The following is a 20,479-nucleotide window of genomic DNA, read 5'->3' as shown; positions in this document are numbered from 1 at the left end:
GTATGACACCCCTCTATGATCGACTCCATCACCTCTCTGGAGCGCCCTTCATGAACGTCAACAGCCTGTTATGCAGCTTGCTCGCCGCCTACGCCTGCGGCGCCAGTGGCACCTACGAAAAACCCCAACGCGAGGTTTAATCGCTTTGCGCAACCAAGGCCAAGCTTTACTCTGGATCGGTTACCGATCATGGAGTAAAGCATGTCCATAGCGTCTGTTTGTGTATTTTGCGGCGCCAGCACCGGCACCCATCCAGCCTATCGAGAAGCGGCACAGGCCCTGGGACGAGCGTTGGCGGAACGAAAGCTGACCCTGGTCTACGGCGGTGGCGCCGTGGGCCTGATGGGCATCGTCGCCGATGCGGCCCTGGCGGCCGGCGGCGAGGTCATCGGCATCATCCCGCAAAGCCTCAAAGACAAGGAAATCGGCCACAGCGGCCTGACCCGCCTGGAGGTAGTGGATGGCATGCATGCGCGTAAGGCGCGCATGGCCGAACTCAGCGACGCCTTTATCGCCCTGCCCGGCGGCCTCGGCACACTGGAGGAGCTGTTCGAAGTCTGGACCTGGGGCCAGCTCGGTTACCACGGTAAACCGCTGGGTCTGCTGGAAGTGAACGGGTTCTACAGCCAACTCACCGGTTTTCTCGATCATATCGTCGGCGAGGGCTTCGTCCGCGCGCCGCATCGTGACATGCTGCAAGTGAGCGAGTCGCCCCACAGCCTGCTCGATGCGCTGGACGAGTGGCAACCGTCGGTGCAGCCAAAATGGGCCGAACAAAAACCCAGCTAACGGCTTGGCCCCAATACAGGGCAGAATACGCGCCGCTCAACCTCACCTTCGACCCCAGAGGATCGCCCATGGCTAAACCCAATTATTCCTTCGCCAAACGTCAGAGAGACTTGGCCAAGGAGCAGAAGAAAGAGGAAAAGCTTCAGCGCAAGAAAGCTACAGCTGAAGAAGAAGCAGCAGCACTGACCCCGGATACCGAAGGCGAAGTGACGGCAGAAGATGATGTTGATGCACCGAAAGACCAGGCGCCCGACGCCTGAGCCCCTCCGGGCCCGGTGATGTAATCCGGCCCCACGGTTTGTGTCCAGGGCCGGCAGCCTCGCTGCCGGCCCTCACAACCCCAGCGCTTTGATAATCGACTCGCGATAACCCCATGGCAGATTGACCGGCAACTGGCCCGGCTCGAACAGCCCGATTTCCTTGTGCTCATGACTGACCGTCGGCACAAAACCGCCCAACAACTGGCAGCGGTAAGTGGAAATGAAGACGTGCTTGCCGGGAATGACCTCGAACAAGTACGAATCCAGCGGTTCCCCCACACTCACCGCAACAGCCAGCTCCTCGTCGATTTCCCGTGCCAGGCATTGCGCCGCCGTTTCACCCAACTCGATCCGCCCGCCGGGCAACTCCCATTCATCCCGTTCGTTGAGCATCAGCACGACCAGACCTTCGGGGGATTGCAGCACGCCTTTGATGGAAACCGGGCACATGCACCTTCCTCATCAATTCAATACATACCCTGTGGGATCTGCTTACGATTCAAGCGGCATCACCGTCACCCGCACCTCGGGATCATGACTACCGCCCCCCAGGATCACCCCCCGCAGCGGCGACACATCGGAAAAATCCCGGCCCCAGGCCAGGGTGATGTGCTCCAGGGCCGGTTGCACGTTGTTGGTCGGGTCGAAGTCCACCCACCCCAGCACCGGGCAATACACCGAGACCCAGGCGTGGGACGCATCGGCGCCAATCAGCCGGGGCTGGCCGGGCGGTGGCTGGGTCAGCAGATAGCCACTGACGTAACGCGCCGCCAGCCCGCGAGAACGCACGCAGGCCAGCATCAGATGGGCAAAGTCCTGGCACACACCCCGCCGCCGCTCCAGCACTTCCACCAGGGGCGTCGCCACCTGGGTCGCTTCGGCGTCGAAGGTGAACTCCTCGAAAATCTTTTCCATCAGCGCCCGGACGCCAAGCATCAACGGGCGCCCCGGCGGGAAGCAACTTTCGGAAAACTCGACAAAGCTGCGCTTGAGGTGCACATAGGGCGACTCGAAACGGTAGCGGCAAGCGTCCAGCAACGACGCGGCGAGCGGTCGGCTGCTGTAGGTCAACGCTTTACAGGTCGACTCCCAGGCGGGGGACAGGGTGAAATCCAGTTCAGGACGGGCCAGGACTTCGACGCTCAGGCGGGCATTGACCAACAACTCGTCATGGGGCCGCTCGAAGGCCAGGCGGGTCAGCGGGTTGCCGAACACATCCTGCTCATCGCGCCGGGTCGTCGGCTCCGGACTGATCAGCAACAGCTGCTCGGTGCAACGCTGCCAGTCACAGGGCCGCGGCCACAGGTGGGCAAGCTGCTGGGCCAGGGACACCGGGCTGTCGTAGTGGTAATGGGTATCGTGGAGAATCTGGTAGCGAGCGTTCATCAGACGGACACCGTGCGTTGGCTGACGTCATCGACGTGAGCGAAATGACGCAAGGCCAGGCGATCGGAAACCTGGCCACTGACATCGGCCACTTCCTGCAACAGATCGGCCAGCCCGTCGAGGGCTGCGCGCAGGCTGGCTTCGCCAAACAGTGGATTTTCCAGGCAGCGCAGATCAAAGCGTGACAGGCGCGTCACCAGTTCAGGCAGAGCAGTCTCCCGCGGCGCGCCAAAATCATCGTTCAGGCGCTTGAGGGTACGGGTCACCAATTTCAACTGGAAGAGCACCGCGTGGGGGTTCTGCTCGTCCAGCAGCAACAGGTCGAGCACCGGGATCAATTGCGCGACGGCCAGATAACGCGAGCGGTAGGTGATGCTGCTGTTGCCCAGTTCCAGCAACCACTCCAGGCCGGCCTGGTCGAACACCGCTTCACCGCGAAGGAACGCGGCCAAGCTGCTGCTGAGAAACTGCAGGCGCTCCAGGCGTCGGCCGATCATCAGGAAGCGCCAGCCCTCGTCACGGGTCATGTCGTCCAGGGCGAACCCGGACAACGCTGCCAGGGACATCACCAATCGGTTGAGGAAATCCAGCAGTTCGCCGAAATCCGGTTCCTCGGTTTCCAACTCCATGGCTTCGCGCTGCAACTCCACCAGCGCCTGCCAGTTTTCCCGGGAAAGCTTGCCGCGAACCTGCGAGGCCGCCCACTGCAAGCGTTGCAGGTTGGAGCGCAGGCTGAACGACCAGTCGTCCCCCAGCAACGCCGCCAGCAGACGCTCGGGCAATTCGCCCTCATCGGGCAGCAGCATCAAACTTTCACCCAGGGACACCGCCGATTGCAGGGCCAGCGGATCGTCGCCATCGACATAGCGCGCCAACATGATCCGCAGCAACCTCGCGCTGTCGTCGCAGCGCTCGCAGTAACGGCCGAACCAGAACAGGTTTTCCACCACCCGCGAAGGCAGGTACGGATCGCGCCGAACCAGATCGTGGACCCCTACGGTTCGCTGGGCCGTCCATTGTTCACCGCCGGGCGCCTGCTCCCCCAGCACCCAAGTGTCCTTGCTGGCGCCACCGCGTTGCATCGACACCACTTCGGCGTCAGCCTCGGCGGCCACGCGGGTCAAGCCACCCGACAGCACCCGGTAGTCGTCCTTCCCGGCCACGGCATACACGCGCATGCCAATGGCCCGAGGCTGGATGTGACCGTCTTCGGCCTGCCAGACCGGTGCCTGGGACAGTTGCGCCAACTCCTGGGCGACATAGGCGTAGGGCCTTGCCTGCATACGCGCCGCCAGTTGGCCGCGCTGCGCTTCGTTCAGGTCGCGACCGAACACCGGGCTGAAGCTTTGGGAGGGAAACGCCGGCTTGATCAACAGCTGGGGCAACTTTTCCAAGGCCTGGGCCAACACCGGCGGCTCACCGCACCACCAGGTGGCAATGGACGGCAGCATCAGCTCTTCACCGAACAGAAACTGGTTGATCTTCGGCAGGAATCCCAAGAGGCCTGGTGACTCCAGCACGCCGCTGCCCAGGGCATTGGCCACCAACACCCGGCCCTGGCGCACGGCCTCCAGCAACCCCGGCACGCCCAGGGCCGAATCGGTACGCAGCTCCAGCGGGTCGCAGAAATCATCGTCGAGCCGGCGCATGATCGCGTGGACCCGGCGCAGCCCGCTGAGGGTCTTGAGATAGACCGTAGCGTCCCGAACCGTCAGGTCGCCCCCTTCCACCAGCGGATAACCAAGCTGGCGCGCCAGGTAAAGATGCTCGAAATAACTTTCGTTGAACCGCCCTGGCGTCAACAGCACCACCAGCGGCGCCTCACCATCGCTGGGGGCTTGCCGCGCAAGGGTTTCCTGCAAGGTGCGGAAGAAACCGGACAGGTGTCGCACCCTCAGGTCGCGATACAGGTCGGGGAAGGCGCGGGAGACGATCATGCGGTTTTCCAGCGCATAACCCGCCCCGGAAGGCGCCTGGGTCCGATCCGCCGTGACCCACCAGCGCCCATCAGGTGCGCGCGCCAGATCCACGGCATACAAATGCAGGAAGCTCCCGTCCGGCGGGGCGATGCCTTGGCAGGGCCAGAGGAAATTGTTGTGTCCGAATACCAGCTCCGCCGGCAACAGCCCTTCACTGATCAGCCGCTGCGGCCCGTACAGGTCGGCCAGCACCGCATTGAGCAGGCGTGCGCGCTGGGCGATCCCGGCCGACAGATGCTTCCATTCCTGGGCATCGATCACATGGGGCAGCAGGTCCAGCTCCCATGGCCGATCCGCCCCTTTCGGGTCCGCATAGACGTTATAAGTAACGCCGTTTTCCTGGATCTGCCGGGCCAGCAGCGCCTGGCGCTGAACCAGCTGGGCCGGCGTACTGCGCTGCAATTGGTCGAACAAGCGCCGCCAGTGCGGACGCACGGCGCCGTTGTCGTCCAGTAGTTCGTGATAGGTGCCCGTCGTCAGCGGGTAACGGTCAAGCAGGTCAGGCATGGAAAGCTCGGCAGACAGCAATGAACGGTCAGACTAGCGCAAGCAGATGACGCCCGGATAGTTGAAATATCCGGGTGTCGTGTAGGCGTTAAAAACGTCGCAGATCGAGAGTGAAGGGAAACTCGTCATCCATTGCCAGGTTGGGTATCGGAAGTTTCCCAGGCGTGTGTCCGATGCGGAAAAAACGCGCCATTCGCCGACTCTCCGCCTCGTTGGCATTCACCGGCAGGCTGTCGTAGTTACGCCCGCCCGGATGGGCCACATGGTACTGGCAACCGCCCACGGAGCGTTGCATCCAGGTGTCGAGCACATCGAAGACCAGCGGCGCATGGACCGGGATGGTCGGTTGCAGGCAGTTGGCCGGTTGCCAGGCGCGGAACCGCACCCCGGCGACGAACTCGCCGACCCGCCCGGTGGGTTGCAACGGTACCGGCACGCCATTGCACGTCAGCAGGTAGCGTTGCGGCGCCAGGCCGCTGAGCTTGACCTGCAAGCGCTCCAGGGATGAATCCACATAACGCACGGTGCCGCCCACCGCGCCCTCTTCCCCCAGCACATGCCAGGGTTCGAGGGCCTGGCGCAATTGCAACTCGATGCCACTGACCGCGTAATCGCCCACCTTGGGAAAGCGGAACTCCAGGTGCGCGGCGAACCACTCGGTCCGCAGCGGGTAGCCGGCAGCGTTCAGCTCCTCGATGACGTCGGCAAAATCCTGCTCGATAAAGTGTGGCAACAGGAAGCGGTCATGCAACTCGGTGCCCCATCGCGCCAGTTTCGCCGGTGCATAGGGCTCACGCCAGAACCGCGCCACCAGCGCCCGCAGCAACAGTTGCTGGGCCAGGCTCATGCGCGCGTGAGGCGGCATTTCGAAAGCGCGTAACTCCAACAGGCCCAGGCGCCCGGTGGCGCCGTCCGGCGAATAGAGTTTATCGATACAGAATTCGGCGCGATGGGTGTTGCCGGTCACGTCGATCAACAGGTTGCGCAACAGCCGGTCAACCAACCAGGGCGGGCATTCCTCACCGGGCTGAGGCATTTGCGCGAAAGCGATTTCCAGCTCATACAACGCGTCGTTGCGCGCCTCGTCCACCCGAGGTGCCTGGGAAGTCGGGCCGATGAACAATCCGGAAAACAGGTAGGACAATGACGGGTGGTTATGCCAGTAACTGATCAGACTGCGCAGCAGATCGGGACGCCGCAGGAACGGTGAGTCAGCCGGTGTCGCCCCCCCCAGTACGAAATGGTTTCCGCCGCCGGTGCCGGTGTGCCGACCGTCGATCATGAACTTCTCGGTGGTCAGTCGGGTTTGTCGCGCCTCTTCGTATAGAAATTCGGTGCGCTCGACCAGCTCATCCCAGGTCGCCGATGGCTGCACGTTGACCTCGATCACACCCGGATCGGGGGTGATGCGGAAATTGCTCAAGCGCGGATCGCTCGGCGGCTCATAGCCTTCCAACAGCACCGGGCATTGCAGCTCTTCGGCCGTCGCCTCGATGGCGCTGACCAGTTCCAGGTAATCCTCGACCCGCTCCAGTGGCGGCATGAACAGGTACAACCGGCCTTCCCGGGCCTCGGCACAGAAGGCGGTGCGCGTCAGCCAGTCCGCGGACTTATCGATCTGCGGAACACGATCCAGTTCGACGGCCGGCTCGCCATGACGCGCCAGTCGCTCGGTGTCGGGCAACTCGGGCAAATCCTGGTTCGGGTCGGTGGGATGGATAAACGGGTACTCGGCCGCCGTCACCCAAGGCTGGGACGCCAGTGGCAAGCGATAGCCCAGAGGCGAATCCCCCGGCACCAACCGGCAGTGGTTGTCCCGCAGGTACCACCGACCACTTTGCCATTGATCGCCCTTGGCGGTGCGCGCCAGCGGCAGGACCTGCCCGATCACTTTGTCCAGGCCCTGGCTGAAGACCTTGCGCAGGCGTGCCCGCTCCAGGGCGTCTTCCAGACGCGGATCCTCGGCCGTGACATTCGACGGCAACGCGCCTTCGCGCCATAGGTAATAGAAATTGTCTTCGTAGGCCGGGAACACGAACCGCGCAGGAATGTTCAGGCGTTCGGCGACGCTCGTCAGAAAACGCCCCGCCAATTCGCCATCGGCGCCGTAGTCCTGCTGCTCGTCGGCGATCAATGCGCCGTTGTGCCAGATCGGCACCCCATCACGCCGCCAATAACAGTTGAGCGACCAGCGCGGCAGTTGCTCGCCCGGATACCACTTGCCCTGGCCGAAATGCACCAGCCCCTTGGGCGCGTAGTGACTGCGCATGCGCTGGAACAGCTCGGCGGAGAGCCGGCGCTTGTCCGGTCCAAGCGCGGCGGTGTTCCATTCGGCGCCGTCCGGGTCATCGATGGACACGAAGGTCGGTTCGCCGCCCATGGTCAGGCGCACGTCGCCCTCCAGCAGGTCGGCATCGATCTGGTGACCCAACGCCTGGATCGCCAGCCATTGTTCTTCGGTGTAAGGCTTGGTTACGCGAGGAGCTTCCCAGATCCGCTCCACGGACATTTCATGGCTGAACTCGCACTCGCAAGGCTCCACCAAGCCACTGATGGGCGCTGCAGAAGACGGATCGGGACTACAGGCCAATGGGATGTGTCCTTCGCCAGCGAACAACCCGGACGTCGCATCCAGGCCGATCCAGCCGGCACCGGGCAGGTATACCTCGCACCAGGCATGCAGGTCGGTAAAGTCCACCTCGGTTCCGGACGGGCCATCGAGGCTTTTCACATCGGCGGTCAACTGGATCAGGTAACCGGACACGAACCGCGCGGCCAGGCCGAGGTTGCGCAACAACTGCACCAACAGCCAGGCCGAGTCGCGGCAGGAGCCGGACGCGTGCTCCAAGGTGTGCTCCGGGGTCTGGACGCCGGGCTCCATGCGGATCAGGTAGTTGATGTCTTCGCTCAGGCGCTGGTTGAGCGCCACCAGAAAATCCACCGCCGGCAGCGGCGTGCGGTCGATGCCGTCCAGATAAGCCTGGAACTTCGGCGTCAGCGGCAGGGTTTCCAGATAAGGCGCCAACTCCTTGCGTTCATCGGCCGCGTAGGAGAACGGGATCTTTTCGGCGTAGGGCTCGAGGAAAAAATCGAACGGGTTGAACACCGCCATTTCCGCCAGCAGATCGACTTCGATCCGCAGCTCCCGGGTTTTCTCGGGAAACACCAGTCGCGCCAGATAATTGCCCTGGGGATCCTGCTGCCAGTTGATGAAATGTTGGTCGGGCGAAACCTTCAGCGCATACGAAAGAATGCGCGTGCGGCTATGGGCCGCCGGGCGCAGGCGAACGATCTGCGGGCCGAGCTCGACAGCGCGGTCGTAGCGGTAATGCGTGACGTGATGCAATGCGACATGGATCGACACAGCGTGCCTCCTGCGAGCCTGGGCGTTATCGAAAGCGGCGCAAGACTTATGCCATGCAGGCAGGCCGGACACTTTCTTCGTCTACATACCGCAGTAGAGCACTAAAAACGCGCGATGCTCGCATTCGGGTGCAAAGAGGCGCACATAAATGTGGCGCCGAGGTAGCGAATCGACTCAGCGGCGTGTGCGTTCAGCTTTGGCGGCCTGGATGATGAGCTCACGCTGGCGACGGATTTCTATCAGTTTGCTGCGCATTTCCCGATGGCGTTTGCTATTGAGCAGCAACAGCCCCAGCAGCGGCAGTAGCACAGCGAACAGGTAGACGCCTTGATGCGGTCGGTAGGCAAACATCGGCAACACCGCTGCCAGGCATAACAGGAAATAGCCGGCCACCCACCAGACCGCCCAGGCGCGCCCGCGAGCGATCATGAGGTTGCCCAAGACCAAAATGACCACCAGAGCCAAAGTGCCGAGCCCGACATAATCAACCCTGACGGAAGCCTCCAAGGCACGCCAGTAAGTCGTCCCAGCCAAGACGAGCAGCGTTGATCCTGAAAAGCACCCGAGCAGAATGGTGCCCATGAAAACCGGAAAATAGCGGGCAAGAAAGCTCCTCAGTGAGCCCCCGCCGATCACTCCGTGAACTCCTCGTACAGGCCGACGGCGACGGTTTTCACATGGCCGCCCCCTGTATAACTGCCGATAACGCCCAGAGCGCCACCCAGGGAGTCTTTAATCTGGGTCAGCGTAGCGTGCCTGATTTCCGCAGAAGAATAACGCTTGGGGACGGCCCCCGCTCGTTGCTGCAGCTTGAGCAATTTTGCGGTCAGGCTAGGGTCCTTCAGCGTCAACAGTTCCTTGGTTAACTTGCTTCGTTCCTGCCGGTTCAACCCCTTGAGCAACTGGTACCAGCTTTTTCCGGTGGCAGACGCTTTATTGGCCTTGAGCAGACGAACAGTCGTCAGGGCTGACCCGCCGACGCCCACCAGGGAAACCCCGTCAAGGACCGGGGATACGATGTTGTACCAGTCAGCGTCGTTCATCTCATCGTTGCCAGTCGGGTTGGTCAGCTCATTCGCCACCCGCATCCCGCCAATGACGCATTGCGCGGTACTGGCCGTCGCGGCAGCGGCGCCCAGGGCAACGACAAAGGCACTTGCCCCCGCCGTAAAGGGCACAGCGACGCTTCCACTGAACACCACCACCCAACCAATCACCGCGGCGACACAGGACAAGCCGGCGTTGGTTGCTTCAAGTCCAAGCTTGGACTCGCGCGGGCTGCTTTTTACCTGATCGATGAATTGCTGCGGCGCGATGTATTTTTTCGCCTCGCGCAAAATGATGCGCTTGGGCGCGATGCTGCAAATCGGCTTGAATTCGCGCAGGGTCACGACGTTGTATTCGGAATCGACATACACCACGCCCGCCCCGGCAATGCCTGGATCGGCGTCGATGGCCGCGAACAGGCGTGGCAGGTTGATCTGGCTTTCGATGCGTTTGCGGGCCATGAACTGGGAGAAGTTCAGGTCCATGCCGATGCCCGTTGAAGCGCTGCTCATATGAATCGTCCTTGAGAATCGGAGGGTGAGACTTTTATCCACACTGAACCCTGTGGCAAGGGAGCTTGCTCCCGCTGGGCTGCGAAGCAGCCCCAAACAAACCAATGCAATTTTCCCAGATAGACCGTGCCAGCCGGTTTACGACGGCTTCGCCGCCGAGCGGGAGCAAGCTCCCTCGCCACAAGGGCTATGCGGGCGCCACGATAACAAACGGCCAGCACCGCCGCTAGAAAGCAAAACGCCAGCACTCAGGCTGGCGTTTTACGTTGTCGCTCAAGGATCAGCGCGGCACGACAGGCTTGCGCGCCGGCTTCGGACCTTTGCCCTTGGCGGCATCCTTGCGTTCTTTGGCGGCCTGCTGGTTGCGGGCGAATGCCGCGGCCTTGGCTTGCTCGCGCTTGTCCCACGCGTTGCCGCCGTCGCTGGCGCGTGGTGGCAGGCCGGTGTGCTGGGTCAGGATCTTGGTGGTTTCCTTGCCCACCTTGTGGCTGCCGGCCGGTGTCGAGTTCTTGCGACGGGCGCTCTGGTAGCTGTCGGTGGCCGGCTGATGCAACGGGATCAACTGGTTCTTGCCCGGCCCGATCAGGTCGGCGCGGCCCATGCGGGTCAGCGCTTCGCGCAGCATCGGCCAGCCCTTGGGATCGTGATAACGCAAGAACGCCTTGTGCAGGCGGCGCTGCTCCTCGCTCTTGACGATGGTCACCGCGTCGCTCTTGTAGGTGACCTTGCGCAGCGGGTTCTTGCCCGAGTGGTACATGGCGGTGGCCGTGGCCATCGGCGACGGATAGAACGCCTGCACCTGGTCGGCCCGGAAACCGTTGCCCTTGAGCCACAACGCCAGGTTCATCATGTCTTCATCGGTGGTGCCCGGGTGGGCGGCGATGAAGTACGGAATCAGGTACTGCTCTTTCCCGGCTTCCTTGGTGTACTTCTCGAACATCCGCTTGAATTTGTCATAGCTGCCGATGCCCGGCTTCATCATCTGGTTGAGCGGACCTTCCTCGGTGTGCTCCGGGGCGATCTTCAGGTAACCGCCGACGTGGTGGGTCACCAGCTCCTTGACGTATTCCGGCGACTCGACCGCCAGGTCGTAACGCAGGCCGGAGGCGATCAGGATCTTCTTCACCCCAGGCAAGGCCCGGGCGCTGCGGTACAACTGGATCAGCGAAGAATGGTCGGTATTGAGGTTCGGGCAGATCCCAGGGAACACACAGGATGGCTTGCGGCACGCGGATTCGATTTCCGGGCTCTTGCAGGCGATGCGGTACATGTTCGCGGTCGGGCCGCCGAGGTCGGAAATAACGCCGGTGAAACCCGGAACCTTGTCGCGGATTTCTTCGATCTCGCGAATGATCGATTCTTCAGAGCGGTTCTGGATGATCCGGCCTTCGTGCTCGGTGATCGAGCAGAAGGTGCAGCCGCCAAAGCAGCCGCGCATGATGTTCACCGAAAAACGGATCATCTCGTAGGCCGGGATCTTTTCCTTGCCGTACGCTGGGTGCGGAACACGCGCGTAAGGCATGCCAAACACGTAGTCCATTTCCTCAGTGGTCATCGGAATGGGCGGCGGGTTGAACCAGACATCGACGTCGCCATGCTTCTGCACCAAGGCACGGGCGTTGCCCGGATTGGTTTCAAGGTGAAGTACGCGGTTGGCGTGGGCGTACAGCACCGCGTCGCCGCGAACCTTTTCCACCGATGGCAGACGAATCACGGTTTTGTCGCGGGTCATCTTCGGGCTCGCCAGGATCTGCACGACCTTGGCTTCGCTCGGATCTTCAACCGGTCCCTTTTCCTGCTCGATAGCGCAAGCCTGGGTGTCCTGGGTGTTCACGTACGGGTTGATGATCTTGTCGACCTTGCCCGGACGGTCGATGCGCGTGGAATCGACTTCGTACCAGCCTTGCGGGGTGTCGCGGCGGATGAACGCCGTGCCGCGCACATCGGTGATGTCTTCGATCTTATGACCGTAGGACAGACGCTGGGCGACTTCGACAATCGCACGCTCGGCGTTGCCGTAGAGCAGGATGTCGGCGCAGGCGTCGATCAGGATCGAGTTACGCACCCGGTCCTGCCAGTAATCGTAATGCGCGATGCGGCGCAGGGACGCTTCGATGCCGCCGAGCACGATCGGCACGTGCTTGTAGGCTTCCTTACAGCGCTGGCTGTAGACCAGGCTCGCACGGTCCGGCCGCTTGCCCGCCAAACCACCGGGGGTATAGGCGTCATCGGAACGGATTTTCTTGTCGGCGGTGTAGCGGTTGATCATCGAGTCCATGTTGCCGGCCGCGACGCCGAAAAACAGGTTGGGCTCACCGAGCTTCATGAAATCGTCTTTGGACTGCCAGTTCGGCTGGGCGATGATCCCGACGCGAAAGCCCTGGGCTTCCAGCAAACGGCCGATGATCGCCATGCCGAATGACGGGTGATCGACGTAGGCATCACCGGTCACGATGATGATGTCGCATGAATCCCAGCCAAGCTGATCCATCTCCTCCCTGCTCATGGGCAGGAATGGCGCTGGGCCGAAACATTCGGCCCAGTACTTGGGATAGTCAAATAACGGCTTGGCTGCTTGCATGTCGATGACCGGTATAAAAGATGAAAAATCGCGGGCGCGGAATATAGCACAAAAATTAACCAATTCCGACGGCTATGGTCGGAAATTGCGCTCCCCCCTGTGGGAGCGGGCTTGCTCGCGAAGGCGGTGTGTCAGTCGACGCTGAGGTTGCCGGGCACACCGCTTTCGCGAGCAAGCCCGCACACGTTACTCGTCGTCATCAAAATTGTAGCTACCCGGCGCCAGGTTCTCGAATCGGGTGTATTTACCGATGAACGCCAGACGAATGAAGCCGATCGGGCCGTTCCGCTGCTTGCCGATGATGATCTCAGCGATGCCCTTGTGTTCCGTCTCGGGGTGATACACCTCGTCGCGGTACACGAACATGATGACGTCGGCGTCCTGCTCGATCGCTCCGGATTCCCGCAAGTCGGAGTTCACCGGGCGCTTGTTGGGGCGCTGTTCCAGGGAGCGGTTCAACTGGGAAAGCGCCACCACCGGGCAGTTGAATTCCTTGGCCAGGGCCTTGAGGGAACGAGAGATTTCAGAAATCTCGTTGGTCCGGTTGTCGCCGCTGGAGCCTGGGATCTGCATCAATTGCAGGTAGTCGATCATGATCAGCCCGACCTCACCGTGCTCACGCACCAGGCGCCGGGTTCGGGCACGCATTTCCGACGGGCTGATACCCGCCGTATCGTCGATGAACAGCTTGCGATCATTGAGCAGGTTGACCGCTGAAGTCAGGCGCGGCCAATCGTCGTCTTCCAGCTGGCCGGAACGAACCTTGGTCTGATCGATACGCCCCAGGGACGAGAGCATACGCATGATCAGCGATTCGCCTGGCATCTCGAGGGAGTACACCAGGACCGCCTTGTCACTGCGCAACACGGCGTTTTCCACCAGGTTCATCGCAAAGGTGGTTTTACCCATGGACGGACGGCCGGCGACGATGATCAGGTCGGATGGCTGCAGGCCGCTGGTCTTCTCGTCGAGGTCGGTGTAGCCGGTGGACAGGCCGGTGATGGCATTGTCGGTGTTGAACAAGGTGTCGATGCGGTCGATGGCCTTGGTCAGCAGGTCGTTGACGCTGACCGGGCCGCCGGTTTTCGGCCGGGCCTCGGCGATCTGAAAGATCTGCCGTTCGGCTTCATCGAGGATCTCGGCAGCGGTGCGGCCTTCCGGGTTGAAGGCGCTGTCGGCGATTTCGGTGCTGATGCCGATCAATTGGCGCAAGGTCGCCCGCTCGCGCACGATCTGGGCATAGGCCTTGATGTTGGCGACCGACGGCGTGTTTTTGGCCAATTCGCCCAGGTAACCGAGACCGCCGACCTGGGATGTCTGACCTTCCTTGTCCAATTGCTCGGACAGGGTCACGACGTCGATCGGCATGTTCTGATCGGCCAACTTGGCGATCGCACGGAAAATCAGGCGGTGGTCATGTCGATAGAAATCGCCGTCGGAAACTTGATCGAGCACCCGCTCCCAGGCGTTGTTGTCCAGCATCAGGCCACCGAGCACGGCCTGTTCGGCCTCGATGGAATGCGGAGGCACCTTCAGGGCAGCGGTTTGCAGATCGTATTGCTCTGGAGCGGTGATTTCGTTCATGGCCACTTGATTCTTTGGGAAACCCAGGGGGTTATGAAAATCAGCAATTGCAGAAAGACAAAGGGCACGACCTGTAAACAGGATCGTGCCCGATGTTACCGGCTAGCACCCGAGGGTGCCAACCGACAGGTGTTGCTTAGGCTGCTACCACGACAACGCGTACGGTGGCTTCAACTTCGGCGTGCAGGTGCACGGCTACGTCGAATTCGCCTACGTTGCGGATGGTGCCGTTCGGCAGACGAACTTCGCTTTTCGACACTTCAACGCCGGAGGCGGTCAGTGCGTCAGCGATGTCGTGAGTACCGATCGAACCGAACAGCTTGCCTTCGTCGCCAGCGGTGGCAGTGATGGTCACTTCCAGCTCGGCCAGTTGGGCAGCACGGCTTTCAGCCGAGGTCTTACGGTCTGCTGCGGCTTTTTCCAGCTCAGCGCGACGCTCTTCGAACGCAGCCAGGTTGGCAGCGGTCGCAGCGGTGGCTTTGCCGTAAGGCAGCAGGTAGTTACGACCGTAACCGGCCTTAACGTTTACTTTGTCACCCAGGTTGCCCAGGTTGGTGACTTTTTCCAGAAGGATCAGTTGCATGTGAAAATCCTCTAACTTTTAACCTTCACCGTTCGCGTTGTCGGCGTCTTTCGGCGCCATACGACCGCGAAAATCAATCAGGCTGTCGACGATGGCCAAGACCACCAGCAACGGATAGATCAGTTGCATGAACAGCAACAACGTGACGTACAACCCCACCAGCCAGAACCTGGCCAGTCGTTTTTGCCCCACCAGCCCGTGCATCAGGGCCAGCGCGGCGAATACCAGCGGTACACTGCACAGCGGCGTAAGCATGGCCATCTGCGGACCGAAGTTCGGCCCCAGAAGCATGCCCGCCAGCAGCAACATCGCCAGCCCAAACGGGAATCGGATGGCGCGAAACTCGCGACCAAAACCACCCGGGTTGTACAACAACGCCTGCCAGTAGCGCCCGACAATCAGGCTCAGCACACTGACGATTTGCAACAAGGCCGCAATCAGGCCGGTCAGGACCGGTGCGATCAGGGACGCGAAACGCGCCTGCTCCTCTACCGACATCTGCTGGTAGAGATCACCGAGGGCCTCGGGCAGGATTTTTATCAAAGCCTGCGACAGCATCTCGATCTGGGGCGCAAAAGCCACCCCGAGCACCACTGAAAACACCACTCCCATCGCTATGCTGACCAGCAGCACGCGGTTCCAGGATTCGCTGGCGCGCAACACCAACGCCAGCGCCGAAGACCCCAGCAGCACCATGAGTGCCCGCGGGTCAGCGGAATACAACCACCAGAACAAGGCTGGCAGCAGTCCCAGAGCAAGAACGCCCAAGGCGTCCTTCAATCCGCGCCGCAGGAGTACAAGACTCACCGCGGCAGCACCCAACCAATACAACAACGGCAATGCCGCGCATCCAGCCACTACCAGAGTGGCCTGCATACGGCCGCGCATAATGAACTCAGCTATGGCGCGCATGCATTCAATCCTTTGCTACGTATCGACTGCCCGGTCTCAGCGGCCGTGGCTGTCGGTGTAGGCCAGCAGGGCCAGGAAGCGGGCGCGCTTGATAGCGGTGGCCAGCTGACGCTGATAACGAGCTTTGGTACCGGTGATGCGGCTTGGAACGATTTTGCCGGTCTCGGATACGTAGGCTTTCAGAGTGTTGAGATCTTTGTAATCGATCTCTTTCACGTCTTCAGCGGTGAAGCGGCAGAATTTACGACGACGGAAGAAACGTGCCATGTGATTGGCTCCTTAAAAGGTCCGTGGATTACTCGTCAGCGTTATCGCTGTTGTCGCTGTCGCTATCGCTGTCATCGCCATCGGCGCTGTCAGAGTGCTCAGGACGGTCGCGACGCTCACGGCGCTCACTGCGGTTTTCTTCAGCCTTGAGCATCTCGGATTGGCCGGTAACGGCTTCTTCGCGACGGATGACCAGGTTACGGATCACTGCATCGTTGTAGCGGAAGTTGTCTTCCAGCTCGGCCAGGGCCTTGCCGGTGCACTCAACGTTCAGCATCACGTAGTGAGCCTTGTGAACATTGTTGATTGCGTAGGCCAGTTGACGACGGCCCCAATCTTCCAGACGGTGGATTTTGCCGCCGTCTTCTTCGATCAGCTTGGTGTAACGCTCAACCATGCCGCCGACTTGCTCGCTTTGATCCGGGTGGACCAAAAAGATGATTTCGTAATGACGCATGAATGCTCCTTACGGGTTGTAGCCTGCCGCTCAAAAACGGTCAGACAAGGAGTGAATGACACTTATGGACTTGTGGACGCTAGACACATAAGTGCCTGCCATCACAGCAAGGGGCGCAATTGTAGAGAAGGGCCGAGGGCGGCGCAAGGTGATTGGTGATTATTTGAACAACCACCAGTCTTCATCCATACACAAAAACCAATGTGGGAGCGGGCTTGCTCGCGAATGCGGTCCGACATTCAACAAATAGGTTGAATGACACTGCGCTTTCGCGAGCAAGCCCGCTCCCACATTTGACTTGCGTCCGGCTTAAGGCTTCTTGGCGGTAGTCTTGACGCTACGCTGGCGCAGCGCCTCGAACAGGCACACACCCGTCGCGACTGAGACATTGAGACTGCTGACGCTACCAGCCATCGGCAGCTTGACCAGGTAGTCGCAATGCTCGCGGGTCAGGCGGCGCATGCCCTTGCCTTCGGCGCCCATGATCAGGATGGTCGGGCCAGTCAGGTCCTGGTCATAAATGCTGACCTCAGCCTCGCCCGCCGTGCCCACGACCCACAGGCCGCGCTGCTGGAGTTTTTCCAGGGTGCGCGCCAGGTTGGTCACGGCCACCAGCGGAATCACTTCCGCCGCGCCGCAGGCAACCTTACGCACCACTGGCGTCAAGGTTGCCGACTTGTCTTTAGGCACGATCACCGCCAACGCACCGGCGGCATCCGCCGAACGCAGGCAGGCGCCGAGGTTGTGCGGGTCGGTCACGCCATCGAGCACCAGCAACAAAGGCGCGCCTTCGGTGCGATCGAGCAGTTCGTCGAGCATTGCTTCGCCCCAGACCTGGCTCGGGCTGACCTCGGCCACGACGCCCTGGTGCACGCCCTCAACCCAGGCGTCCATCTCCCGCCGTTCGGCCTGGCCGACCGCAACACGGCTTTCGTTGGCCAACTCGACCAGGGTCTGGACTCGCGGATCGCTACGACCCTCCGCCAACCAGATCTGCTTGACCCGCTTGGGATGATGACGCAGCAACGCTTCCACGGCATGCACGCCGTAGATTTTTTCCAACTGACTCATGACTTGGCCTTGGGTTTACGCGCCCCGCCGCTTTTAGCTGGGGCCGAGCCCGCTTTGGGCGGGCCTTTACGGTGTTTGCTCGGTTTGCTGGTCGCGCTGTCCGGGGCCGACCTTCCGGTCTTTCCCCCAGACGCCGCTTTACCACCGCTCTTGGCTTCGGCGAGCAACGCCTGCTTCATCTCACGGCTTTTGCGCAACTCGGCGTTTTTCGCCGCCGCATCGCTTGGGCGATAGGCCTCGACGGCTTTTTCCTTGGCCGGACCGCGACGCCCGGACTTGGACGACGCAGGCTCGGCGGCGGTCTTGGCCGCAGGCGCAGCGGTTTCGCTACCACGTTTTTTGCGGCCAATCGGCGCACTGATGGTTTTTTCCGCCATCTCGAAATCGATCTTGCGCTCGTCGAGATCGACGCGCATCACCCGCACTTCGACGGTATCGCCAAGACGGAAGCTGCGACCGGTGCGCTCGCCTGCCAGGCGATGATGCACAGGGTCGAAGTGGTAGTAATCGCCCGGCAGCGCAGTGACATGCACCAGGCCTTCGACGTAGATATCGGTCAGCTCGACGAACAGGCCGAAACCGGTCACGGCAGTGATCACACCCGGGAACGACTCACCGACGCGATCCTTCATGTATTCGCACTTGAGCCAGTTCACCACGTCGCGAGTCGCTTCGTCGGCACGCCGCTCGCTCATCGAGCACTGCTCGCCGAGCTGCTCCAGGGCTGCCTCGTCGTACGGATAGATGCGCGCCTTGGGAATACTCATCGCACCAGCACGCTTGACGTGCGGGGTGTTCGCCTTCGAATGGATCACACTGCGGATCGCCCGGTGCGTGAGCAGGTCGGGGTAGCGGCGGATCGGCGAAGTGAAGTGGGTGTAGGCTTCGTAATTCAGGCCGAAGTGGCCCTGGTTATCGGCGCTGTACACCGCCTGGCTCAGCGAGCGCAGCATGACGGTCTGGATCAGGTGGAAATCCGGACGATCCTTGATACTGGCCAGCAAGGCCTGGTAATCCTTGGGCGACGGACCGTCCTTGCCTTTGTGCAGGGACAGGCCAAGTTCACCGAGGAACGCCCGCAGTTTTTCCAGGCGCTCCGGCGGCGGGCCGTCGTGGACCCGGTACAACGCAGGGATTTCGTGTTTCTTCAGGAACTCGGCAGTGGCCACGTTGGCCGCCAGCATGCATTCCTCGATCAGTTTATGCGCGTCGTTACGAATGGTCGGACGGATTTCAGCGATTTTGCGCTCGGTACCGAAGATGATCCGGGTTTCCTGGGTTTCGAAATCGATCGCACCACGCACATGACGCGCCCCCAGCAGCACCTTGTACAGCGAATAGAGCTGTTTGAGGTGCGGCACCACATCGGTGTATTCGCCGCGCAGCTTGCGCGACTCGGCCAGTTTTGGCGTCTCCAGCATCGCGCTGACCTTGTTGTAGGTCAGACGGGCGTGAGAATGGATCACCGCCTCGTAGAAGCAGTAGTCGGTCATTTCGCCGGATTTGGAGATGCTCATCTCACAAACCATGGCCAAGCGATCGACGTGGGGGTTGAGAGAGCACAGGCCGTTGGACAGTTGCTCTGGCAGCATTGGCACGACGCGCTCGGGGAAATACACCGAGTTGCCACGCACCTGGGCTTCGGCGTCCAGCGCCGAGCCGAGCTTCACGTAACTGGAGACGTCGGCGATCGCCACGTACAACTTCCAGCCGCCGGAGAACAGGCGCAGCTTGCCAGGCTTGGCTTCGCAGTAGACCGCATCGTCGAAGTCCCGGGCGTCTTCGCCGTCGATGGTGACGAACGGCAGGTGACGCAGGTCGATGCGCTTCTCTTTGTCTTTCTCTTCAACTTCCGGCTTGAGCTTGGCGGCTTCTTTGAGCACCGCTTCAGGCCATACGTGCGGGATGTCATAAGTACGCAGGGCGACATCGATTTCCATGCCCGGCGCCATGTAGTTGCCGACCACTTCCACCACATCGCCTTGGGGCTGGAAGCGCGGGGTTGGCCAGTGGGTGATCTTCACCTCGACGAACTGACCAACCTTGGCGTTGGCGTTACGCCCCGGAGTGACCAGCACTTCTTGCTGGATCTTCGGGTTGTCCGCGACGACAAAGCCGATGCCGCCTTCTTCGAAGTAACGGCCGACAATGCTTTCGTGGGCACGGGACACCACTTCGACGATCACGCCTTCACGACGACCACGGCGGTCCAGGCCGGACACGCGGGCCAGGGCCCGGTCACCGTCGAACACCAAGCGCATTTGCGCCGGGCTCATGAACAGGTCATCACTGCCATCGTCCGGGATCAGGAAGCCGAAGCCGTCACGGTGGCCGGCGATGCGACCCAGGATCAGGTCGAGCTTGTCCACGGGAGCATAGGTGCCGCGCCGGGTGTAGATCAGCTGTGCGTCGCGCTCCATGGCGCGCAGACGGCGGCGCAGGGCCTCGAGCTGGTCTTCGGTGGTCAGACCGAACTCTTCGACCAGTTGCTCGCGGCTAGCAGGCGAACCCCGATCGGCGAGATGCGCCAGGATCAGTTCGCGGCTAGGAATAGGGTTTTCATATTTTTCCGCTTCACGAGCGGCCTCGGGATCGAGGGACTGCCAATCGGCCATTAGAGAGTTTTCACCTTGTCTATATGCGGGTTAGTTTGGCATAGGCTTAATGAAACGGGAAATTTCAAGCACGCGATGTCTTTTCTAAAGTCTTTTGCGCCACCTTTTGAAGCCCGAAAAAGCACCGCTCGTGAAATTTAGCGGTTTTTTTGCCGTGAGGGGTTTACAGTTAAAAACACGCTCCGTATAGTGCGCGCCATCGACGACGTACACACGTTGCCGATACTGCCCAGATGGTGAAATTGGTAGACACGCCAGCTTCAGGTGCTGGTGACCGCAAGGTCGTGGAAGTTCGAGTCTTCTTCTGGGCACCAATTTCAAGCAGCAGATCAACGGTCTGCAAGCTTCACAAAAACCCGCGAAAGCGGGTTTTTGCGTTTCTGGCCCCTGCAATTTCGTTTGGCAATTACCAAAACAAAAACAGGGGTTTACAGATTAAAACGCGCTCCGTATAGTGCGCCACATCAACAGCGGCAACGCTGAAGATGCTGCCCAGATGGTGAAATTGGTAGACACGCCAGCTTCAGGTGCTGGTGACCGCAAGGTCGTGGAAGTTCGAGTCTTC

General features: G+C 61.1%; 16 protein-coding genes and 1 tRNA gene. 3 read left to right on the top strand and 14 right to left on the bottom strand.

Features of this window, described 5'->3' with window-relative positions; genetic code table 11:
• The first annotated feature begins 201 nt into the window (after window positions 1–201).
• Window positions 202–789, top strand: a complete 588-nt coding sequence (locus tag ACWNZ1_RS21825; protein WP_135843440.1) for an LOG family protein — start codon at window positions 202–204, stop codon at window positions 787–789.
• A 68-nt stretch (window positions 790–857) separates the two neighbouring features.
• Window positions 858–1,049, top strand: coding sequence for a hypothetical protein (locus tag ACWNZ1_RS21820; RefSeq protein ID WP_135843439.1), 192 nt, complete (start codon window positions 858–860; stop codon window positions 1,047–1,049).
• 72 nt (window positions 1,050–1,121) lie between these two features.
• On the opposite strand, the gene ACWNZ1_RS21815 is transcribed toward ACWNZ1_RS21820, so the two are convergent.
• The 14 genes from ACWNZ1_RS21815 to rnr form a co-directional block, all read right to left on the bottom strand.
• Window positions 1,122–1,499 carry an NUDIX hydrolase gene (locus tag ACWNZ1_RS21815; protein ID WP_256454157.1) on the bottom strand — a complete coding sequence of 126 codons (378 nt, stop codon included), beginning with the start codon at window positions 1,497–1,499 and terminating at the stop codon, window positions 1,122–1,124.
• A gap of 42 nt (window positions 1,500–1,541) precedes the next feature.
• Window positions 1,542–2,435, bottom strand: coding sequence for a transglutaminase family protein (locus ACWNZ1_RS21810; RefSeq protein WP_256454156.1), 894 nt, complete (start codon window positions 2,433–2,435; stop codon window positions 1,542–1,544).
• Window positions 2,435–4,921 (bottom strand): circularly permuted type 2 ATP-grasp protein, encoded by a 2,487-nt coding sequence (locus ACWNZ1_RS21805; protein ID WP_135843436.1) that lies wholly within the window; start codon window positions 4,919–4,921, stop codon window positions 2,435–2,437. Before ACWNZ1_RS21805 ends, ACWNZ1_RS21810 begins: the two co-directional genes overlap by 1 nt.
• Before the next feature lie 88 nt (window positions 4,922–5,009).
• Window positions 5,010–8,285, bottom strand: a complete 3,276-nt coding sequence (locus ACWNZ1_RS21800; RefSeq protein ID WP_135843435.1) for a transglutaminase family protein — start codon at window positions 8,283–8,285, stop codon at window positions 5,010–5,012.
• Window positions 8,286–8,459: 174 nt separating this feature from the next.
• Window positions 8,460–8,921 (bottom strand): hypothetical protein, encoded by a 462-nt coding sequence (locus ACWNZ1_RS21795; RefSeq protein ID WP_456027884.1) that lies wholly within the window; start codon window positions 8,919–8,921, stop codon window positions 8,460–8,462.
• Entirely contained in the window at window positions 8,918–9,844 is a 927-nt protein-coding gene (locus ACWNZ1_RS21790; RefSeq protein WP_135843433.1) for an NAD synthetase, read from the bottom strand. Before ACWNZ1_RS21790 ends, ACWNZ1_RS21795 begins: the two co-directional genes overlap by 4 nt.
• Before the next feature lie 280 nt (window positions 9,845–10,124).
• Window positions 10,125–12,425 (bottom strand): YgiQ family radical SAM protein, encoded by a 2,301-nt coding sequence (locus tag ACWNZ1_RS21785; RefSeq protein WP_135843432.1) that lies wholly within the window; start codon window positions 12,423–12,425, stop codon window positions 10,125–10,127.
• A 186-nt stretch (window positions 12,426–12,611) separates the two neighbouring features.
• Window positions 12,612–14,009 (bottom strand): replicative DNA helicase, encoded by a 1,398-nt coding sequence (gene dnaB, locus ACWNZ1_RS21780; RefSeq protein WP_135843431.1) that lies wholly within the window; start codon window positions 14,007–14,009, stop codon window positions 12,612–12,614.
• 136 nt (window positions 14,010–14,145) lie between these two features.
• Window positions 14,146–14,592: a 50S ribosomal protein L9 gene (gene rplI, locus ACWNZ1_RS21775; protein WP_047227319.1), complete on the bottom strand. Its 447-nt coding sequence runs from the start codon at window positions 14,590–14,592 to the stop codon at window positions 14,146–14,148.
• 18 nt (window positions 14,593–14,610) lie between these two features.
• Complete coding sequence (locus ACWNZ1_RS21770; RefSeq protein ID WP_256454154.1) at window positions 14,611–15,504, bottom strand: hypothetical protein; 894 nt, start codon at window positions 15,502–15,504, stop codon at window positions 14,611–14,613.
• Between the two features lie 36 nt (window positions 15,505–15,540).
• On the bottom strand, window positions 15,541–15,771 hold the full coding sequence (rpsR, locus tag ACWNZ1_RS21765) for a 30S ribosomal protein S18 (RefSeq protein ID WP_002551829.1): 231 nt from the start codon (window positions 15,769–15,771) through the stop codon (window positions 15,541–15,543).
• Between the two features lie 28 nt (window positions 15,772–15,799).
• Window positions 15,800–16,228, bottom strand: a complete 429-nt coding sequence (rpsF, locus tag ACWNZ1_RS21760; protein WP_003186395.1) for a 30S ribosomal protein S6 — start codon at window positions 16,226–16,228, stop codon at window positions 15,800–15,802.
• Window positions 16,229–16,537: 309 nt separating this feature from the next.
• Window positions 16,538–17,299 carry a 23S rRNA (guanosine(2251)-2'-O)-methyltransferase RlmB gene (rlmB, locus tag ACWNZ1_RS21755; RefSeq protein ID WP_135843429.1) on the bottom strand — a complete coding sequence of 254 codons (762 nt, stop codon included), beginning with the start codon at window positions 17,297–17,299 and terminating at the stop codon, window positions 16,538–16,540.
• Window positions 17,296–19,914: a ribonuclease R gene (gene rnr, locus ACWNZ1_RS21750; RefSeq protein WP_135843428.1), complete on the bottom strand. Its 2,619-nt coding sequence runs from the start codon at window positions 19,912–19,914 to the stop codon at window positions 17,296–17,298. The genes rlmB and rnr overlap by 4 nt, the downstream gene beginning before the upstream one ends.
• 227 nt (window positions 19,915–20,141) lie before the next feature.
• On the opposite strand from rnr, the gene ACWNZ1_RS21745 reads away from it, so the two are divergent.
• Window positions 20,142–20,228 (top strand) — tRNA-Leu (locus tag ACWNZ1_RS21745).
• Window positions 20,229–20,479: the final 251 nt, after the last annotated feature.

Source organism: Pseudomonas sp. CFBP 5748 (genome assembly GCF_053850495.1).
Note: the sequence above shows the minus strand (reverse complement) of the source record. Positions and strands in the feature narration are given on the sequence as shown.